General features: G+C 63.7%; 7 protein-coding genes. 4 read left to right on the top strand and 3 right to left on the bottom strand.

Annotated features, from left to right (window positions below; genetic code table 11):
• The 4 genes from AB4Z11_RS18275 to AB4Z11_RS18260 form a co-directional block, all read left to right on the top strand.
• A partial coding sequence (locus tag AB4Z11_RS18275; RefSeq protein ID WP_442026688.1) for a CAP domain-containing protein occupies positions 1-594 on the top strand: 594 nt, incomplete at its 5' end.
• A gap of 205 nt (positions 595-799) precedes the next feature.
• A complete protein-coding gene (locus tag AB4Z11_RS18270; RefSeq protein WP_442026687.1) occupies positions 800-1,246 on the top strand; it encodes a nuclear transport factor 2 family protein in 447 nt (148 codons plus the stop codon).
• Between the two features lie 127 nt (positions 1,247-1,373).
• Positions 1,374-2,552 carry a GGDEF domain-containing protein gene (locus AB4Z11_RS18265; RefSeq protein ID WP_442026685.1) on the top strand — a complete coding sequence of 393 codons (1,179 nt, stop codon included), beginning with the start codon at positions 1,374-1,376 and terminating at the stop codon, positions 2,550-2,552.
• Positions 2,553-2,618: 66 nt separating this feature from the next.
• Entirely contained in the window at positions 2,619-4,388 is a 1,770-nt protein-coding gene (locus AB4Z11_RS18260; RefSeq protein ID WP_442026684.1) for a hypothetical protein, read from the top strand.
• Positions 4,389-4,391: 3 nt separating this feature from the next.
• Here AB4Z11_RS18260 and AB4Z11_RS18255 read toward each other — a convergent pair whose 3' ends face one another.
• The 3 genes from AB4Z11_RS18255 to AB4Z11_RS18245 form a co-directional block, all read right to left on the bottom strand.
• Entirely contained in the window at positions 4,392-5,303 is a 912-nt protein-coding gene (locus AB4Z11_RS18255; RefSeq protein WP_442026683.1) for a PEP-CTERM sorting domain-containing protein, read from the bottom strand.
• Between the two features lie 350 nt (positions 5,304-5,653).
• Positions 5,654-6,082 (bottom strand): hypothetical protein, encoded by a 429-nt coding sequence (locus tag AB4Z11_RS18250; RefSeq protein ID WP_442026681.1) that lies wholly within the window; start codon positions 6,080-6,082, stop codon positions 5,654-5,656.
• 109 nt (positions 6,083-6,191) lie between these two features.
• On the bottom strand, positions 6,192-6,884 hold a 693-nt coding region (locus AB4Z11_RS18245; RefSeq protein WP_442026680.1), incomplete at its 5' end, for an ERAP1-like C-terminal domain-containing protein.

The following is a 6,884-nucleotide window of genomic DNA, read 5'->3' as shown; positions in this document are numbered from 1 at the left end:
ATCCAGGTGTCCGGCCCTACCGATGCGCGCGCCGCGTTTGAGGCGCTGCAGGAAAAGCATTGCAGCATCATGCTCAGCACGCAGTATGCGGCCATCGGCACTTCGCGCCACGGCAACGCATGGACGGTGGTGCTGGCCCAGCCGACACCGAATCCCCAGCTGACACTGCCGCCCTGGCCCGACGCCGGCCAGCAGATCCTTGCCGCCACCAATGCGCTGCGCGCGCAGCCACAGGACTGCGGCGGCGTAAGCCTCGGTCCGGCGCCGCCGCTGGTGTGGAGCGATCGCCTGGCGGAAGCGGCCCTGCACCACAGCGAAGATATGGCCGAGCGGCGCTACTTCAGCCACACCGGCAAGAACGGCAGTCTGCCCGGCGACCGCGCGCACGACGCCGGCTACAGCTGGCACAGGATCGGCGAGAACATCTCGCTGGGACAAGTCAGCGCGGAAGACGCCGTCGCCGGCTGGCTCTCCAGTCCCGGCCACTGCGCCAACCTGATGAATCCGGGCTTTACGGAAATGGGCGCCGCCTACGCCATCCGCGGCGGCAGGCGTCCCGCCGCTTACTGGACGCAGGATTTCGGCACGCGCTGAGGCGCTGTGCAGCCCGGCGATTGGCTGCCGCTGTGCGGGACCGCAGCGGTCATCGGTTTGCAGCAAGGAGCCAACGCCGGGTACGGAGGCAGCATAGCCTGTCATGATGACAGCGAGTGTCTTGACTTCATCCATGGCCGTACTAGGCTGATTTGACCGGCTATCCGCGGCGCCGCTGCGCTGGCCGGCCAAAAGGAGGGACGTCATGGATATTCAAGAGAGCAAAGAACTGGTGATGAAAGGCTACAAGCTTTTCCAGGCCGGTGACATCCGTAGCCTGCTGGACATGTATCACGATGATGCCGAGTGGACCGGCCCCGAGTCGGAATATTTAGCCTACTCCGGCAACTATCACGGAAAACAGGGCATCGCCCAGTTTTTCACCAACCTGAACGCCGCCGTGCAAGCCCTGCACATGGAACCGAAACAAATCATCGCGGAAGGCGACACTGTGGTCGTCATTGGCGACTCCACCTGGCTGGCCCGCAACACCGGGCGCCAGTACGACAATCCTTTCGTTCACGTTTTCAATATACGTGATGGCAAAGTGGCACGATTCACCAGCTATTGGGACACCGGCCCCGCCGAGCGCGCCCAGCGTACCGAACTGGGCGCTGGCCAGCCGGGCTTGTCCACGCCCCTTCACCATTAACGGTCTGCCGCCGCCCCTCGCGGGCGGTGTTTCTTTCCGTTTTCCCTTGATTGTGACAATTTGTGCATTTTTGCACGCGTGAAACTCTCTATACTGGCGAGCCATAACAACAGCAGGCAAGCAAGGGATGGATGCTTTCACTCTGGTCGTTGCATCTGGGCTGGCTGCGGCCATCATGGCCATGGCCATGTTTTTCCTGTACCGCGGCAACCCGCGCGATCTCTGCCTGCGCGATTGGTCGTATGCCGGACTGTTTTTCCTCGGTTCGAACGTCCTGGGTGGGATTGCCGCTACCTGGCAGCTGAGCCACTTCCTGATTCCTGCGGTCGCCAACTCCTTCTACATCGCCGGCCATTTCGCCATTGCGGCCGGGTTGCGCCGGCATCTGGGACGGGCGCCGCGCTATGACGTGCTGGCCCTGATCGCGCTGACGTCCGTGCTGCTGCACTTCCTGCCCTTCACGCAAGCGTCGGTGATCAATCGGCTGCTGCTGTTCACGCCGGTGATTGTTTTCATCAACTGCCACGTGGTGGCCCTGCTGTGGCGCTTGCCGAGCGGTCCGGAGCGCTCCGCCTATGTGCCGCTGATGGTGATTGAGATCGGCTTCATGATCCAGCTCTCGCTGCGCACGCTGTACATGGTGCTGAGCCGCGATACGCCGCTGACCTTCCTCGGCAGCCAGATCCTGCAGACTTCCGGCTCGCTGTGCGTGCTGATCTTCCTGTCCGTCGCGGGCATGTGCTGCGCCGTCATCGTCATCCGCCATCAGGAACTGGCGTTGCGCAAAGCCTCGCTGACCGACAGCCTGACGGGCTGGCTGAACCGCCGTGCCCTGCACGACGTGGCCGAGCGCGAATTCGCGCGCTTCCGCCGGGTGCATCACCGGGCCGCCTTCATCGTCTTCGATATCGACCACTTCAAATCGGTCAACGACCGCCATGGCCATGCCGTGGGCGACACGGCCCTGCGCCACGTCACCGCGCTGGCGGCTCACGCCCTGCGCGGCTACGACGCCATGTTCCGCCTCGGCGGCGAAGAATTCGCGGTGCTCCTCACCAGCAATGGTCCCAGCGAAGTGCGCCAGGTGGCCGAGCGCATGCGCGCGCTGATCGAAGCCACCCCGCTGCAGGCCGAGGCCGATACCGTCGCCATGACCATCAGCCTCGGCATCGCGTCCTGGGTCCCCACCGACGCCAGCTGGGAAGAAGCCCTGCGCCGCGCCGACAGCGCCCTCTACCAATCCAAGAAAGACGGCCGCAACCGCGTCAGCGTCCACGGCGACACCTCGGTAGCGGAAGCGGCTTGACTTAGCTCTGCCCTGTGCTAAGTTGAGATGTTATCGACATGACATCACCTTGCGCAAGGAGGCATCATGTACCGGAAAACCTTGCTGGCCGCGGCCCTGATGGCGCTTGGCGCGGCCGACGCGGAACGCGCGCCTTTCGATCCTCTGTTCTCCTCCCCAGGCCTGTGCGCGCCAACCCAGGCGGGGCGGCCGCTCTTGCTGGACAAGCTGCTGCTGGCCCAGGCTGAAACGGCGCCGTTCAAGCCCACCCAGCAGCCACGCGCGGCGGCGGCGCCCGCCAAGCCGCCGCTGTATCCCAGCCTCGGCAATCTGCACATGAAGATCACGACCGCCAACGCGGCCGCGCAAGCCTATTTCGATCAGGGCATGCGCCTGACCTTCGCCTTCAACCATGCCGAAGCGGCGCGCGCTTTCCGCACTGCCCAGCAGCTCGATCCGCAATGCGCCATGTGCTACTGGGGCGAGGCGCTGGTGCTGGGACCGAACATTAACGCGCCCATGTTCCCGGACGCCGTCGCACCCGCCGCCGCTGCCGCCGCCAAAGCCGAATCGCTGGCTGCCAAAACCAGTGCGTCCGAGCAGGCGCTGATTCACGCTGTCGCCAAACGCTATCAGGCCGAACCGCCCGCCGACCGCAGTCCGCTGGACCAGGCGTACGCTGCCGCGATGGCGGACGCGGCGCGCGCCTTCCCCAATGACGACAATATCCAGGTGCTGTTTGCCGAAAGCCTGATGGATCTGGCGCCATGGGATTACTGGCAGGCCGCAGGCGCCCAGCCCAAAGGCCGCACGCCGGAAATGGTGGACGCCCTGGAGCGCGTGCTTGAGCGTAATCCCAACCACCCCGGAGCCATCCACTACTACATCCACGCAATGGAAGCGTCCACCCATCCGGACAAGGCGCTGCCCTACGCCCGCATGCTGGCCAAGCAGATTCCCGGCGCCGGCCATATCGTGCACATGCCTTCGCACATTTACTACCGCGTGGGCCTGTACCGCGAGGCGCTGCAATCGAATCTGGATGCGATCGCCATCGACGAAAAATACTTCAGCAAGGCGGACAGCGACCCCGTCTACAAAGGCGCCTACTACCCGCACAACATCCACTTCGCCATGGTGTCGGCCCTGATGGGCGGGGACGGCAAGGCGGCGCTGGAAGCCGCCGATAAACTCGACAAGGCGCTGCCTGCGGACCTGGTCAAAGCCTTCGCCGTGATGCAGCCGGTGAAAGCGGCGCCTTACTTCTCGCACGTGCAGTTCAGCAGTCCCGACACGCTGCTGGCCCTGCCCGATCCGGGTCCTGACTTCGTGCTGGTGAAAGCCATGTGGCACTATGCCCGCGCCACCGCCTACGCGCGCAAGGGCGCCGTAGCCGATGCGCAGAAAGAGGCGGATGCCTTGGCCGCACTGGAAAAGAACGCCGACTTCAAACCCATCCTGGATTGGGGCGTGCCGGCGCCGGACATCGTGCACACCGCGCGCGCCATTGCGATGGGCCGCGTCGCCGAAGCCAGGGGCGATATGGACGGCGCCATCAAAGCCTATGAGGAAGCCGTCGCCGCGCAGGATTCTCTGCCCTACACTGAGCCGCCCTACTGGTATTACCCGGTGCGTCAATCGCTGGGGGCGGCCCTGCTGCGTGCCGGCAGGCTGGATGCTGCGGAGCAGGCCTTCCGTGCCTCATTTGCAAAAACGCCCAGCAATGGCTGGGCGTTGCGTGGCCTGATCGAGGTCTATCGTCAGCGCGGCGACACTGCCGCGCTGGCCGCTGCCCGTAAGCGTTTCGAAACCACCTGGCTAGGCCGCAAGGACGGGCCCGACCTGGCCAGGTTATAGGGCTTATTTGCCGAAGCGGCGGCGCATGGTGTACACCATGCCCAGCAGGCCGAAGCCCATCAGCGGCAGGCTATCCGGCTCGGGCACGTCGCAAGCCGGCTGGCCCGGCGAGCCGCAGCTGATCACCGTACCGGCCCCGCCACCCAGCACCACAGCGCCGGGGAAAGTGCCGCCCGCATCATTGAAGATCGGGCCGGTGATCAGGGTTTGCAAACCACCGAAGTTGCCGGAGAACCAGGCGTGCCAGGGCGTAGCATTGCTGGCGTCGGCATTGGTCAGGCCCGGGAAGGYAGCGTTACCGGCTGCGGTCAGCGTCAGCTGGCTGGTGTCGGTTGACGGACCACCGTTATCGCCCTGCACAATCAGACCGGGCAGCAGGGAAGTCAGCCAGCCGTAGCCGATGGCAGAGTTGGCCTGCTCCTGCGTGAACAGGCCACCGCCTGCCGCCAGATAGCTGTTCAGCGCAGCACCCTGGGCATTGACCAGCGCCAGCTGGGCGTCGCTGATGCCGCCAATGATATTGCTTTCCACGGTCGGCATGTAGATGATGCCGGCATTGCCGATGTTGACCGCGCCCGTGCCATCGAAGAAGCCGCTGATATCGCTCAGCGAAGTCAGGTTGGCAAACGTCCAGGAGCCGGTCAGCGCGGAGTTCTGGGTGGACGAATCAAAGGCAGCGCCGGCCTGCGAGCCGTTGCAGCCCAGGCAGACGATGGAGTTCCTGCCGTTGCTGACCTGGCCTGCGATGTTCTCGAATGCCTTTTGCATGAACAGCCAGCCGGTCATATTGGTCGTGCCGGTGGCGAAACCGTGGTCATCAGCATCGGTACCGGCAATGATCACAGGGCCTGCGGTGGCGGCCGAAGCCGTCAGGCTCAGCAGCAAAATTCCCAGCAGCTTGGACAAATTTTTCATTGTTGAATTTCTTCCTTGGTTTGGTTTTGATCAGGACACCGGCCCCAAAGAGCAAATTCAATGCCAACGTTAAAATTTTTACATCATTTCTTTAATTATCAAAAGCTTATCGTTTACTTTTAAATAAGTACCTGCCCTCAACTGTCAAAATTTTCGACAAAAAAAAGCCTCCGGGCCTTGCGGCACCGGAGGGTGGGGAAAACCGCTGGGAGGAGCGGTATCTTGGATTGGGATCAAACGGGCGCATTGTAAGCAATAGAATGCCCTTCAATTCTCTCGAATTGTTGCAAGTCAGCAATTAAATGGAAGGCCGGGCCACCACGACGGGGCCCGGCTGGGTCGGAAAGGCGCTAATTACCGCCAAAAGTGAGTAAAACAGGCTTCACCGGCAAGCCGGCAAGGGCGCTGGCTTGCGGTATGTAGAGCACATCGCCGCGCACTTCACCGTCCATCCGCTGGTTCAGGCTGAGCTTGAGGCTGCGGTCCACGGCCACAAAACTGTCGGCAGTGGCGCCCACCACCCGGACTTTGTCCTGGTCACCGATCTGGGCGTACATGGCATGCCCGCGCGAGGTGAGGTACAGGACACGCCCATCGGACAGGTCGTACGCGCCCTGGTAGCTGTCGAAATTGGTGAGGACCATGCCGAGTGCATGATCTGGCAGGTCGATGCTCCACGGTGCCGGCACGCGGACGGTGCTGTCCCGGGATTCCGTTGACTGGGCGCCGGCCGCGAGCGGCAGCACGCACAGTAACGCAGTGAGGAGGGTCGCTTTCATGGTCTTCTCCCAGTGATGGAGGAGCAAAACCACTATACGCCGGCGCCTGAGCACCGGCGTATCGATAGCAAAATGCAATGGCGCCGCCGGCGGGCAGCGCCTTCACCGATCAGCTCAGCGGAACGGTGAGCGCCTTGCGGATGGTCACGCAGCGGGCGTCTTCCTGATGCGTCACAAGCAGTGCGCGGCGCGTACCGGCGGACAGCTCCTTATCCTGCTCGGCTGCCGCCGCCAGGCGTGCCACGCTGTCGGCCGTGCAGCTGGCCGGGATCATGCGCGTAGCGTAAGTGCGCATGAAGACCGGACCGGCAGCCTTGTCCAGCACGGGCAGCTGGGCCAGGCGTTCCGCCGCGGTCTGCTCGGCGAGCCTGGTCTGCGAAGCCGGGTACATGGATTCCATCGCCGTGCGGAGGCGCGAGAACGGCAGCTTGCTTTGCGTGTCGCCGATCTTGGCGATCCACTCTTCCTTCACCTTCGCATCAGGACGCGCCACGGTCGCCGCCAGTGCTGCAGCTTCACCGGTATCGGACTTGTCCTTCGCCTGTTCCGCCGCCAGCAGCGCATCGCCGCCCTTGTAGCCCACGGCATTCAGGTGCTCGATGATGGTCCAGCGCAGATCCTGGCTCACGTTCAGGCCATTCACTTTGACCGAGCCATCCAGCAGGCCCGCCAGACGCTTCTGCGCTTCCGGCGTGGTGGCGAAGGCCACGTACTGGCCGATCCAGCGGCGCTGGAAGTCACCCTCGCTCGACTGCGCGCCTTTCCAGGTCATCTGCTCCAGTGCGGCGGCAGTCTTGCGGGG

This window comes from Pseudoduganella sp. RAF53_2, from assembly GCF_052113985.1.
GTDB lineage: Bacteria > Pseudomonadota > Gammaproteobacteria > Burkholderiales > Burkholderiaceae_D > Rugamonas.
Note: the sequence above shows the minus strand (reverse complement) of the source record. Positions and strands in the feature narration are given on the sequence as shown.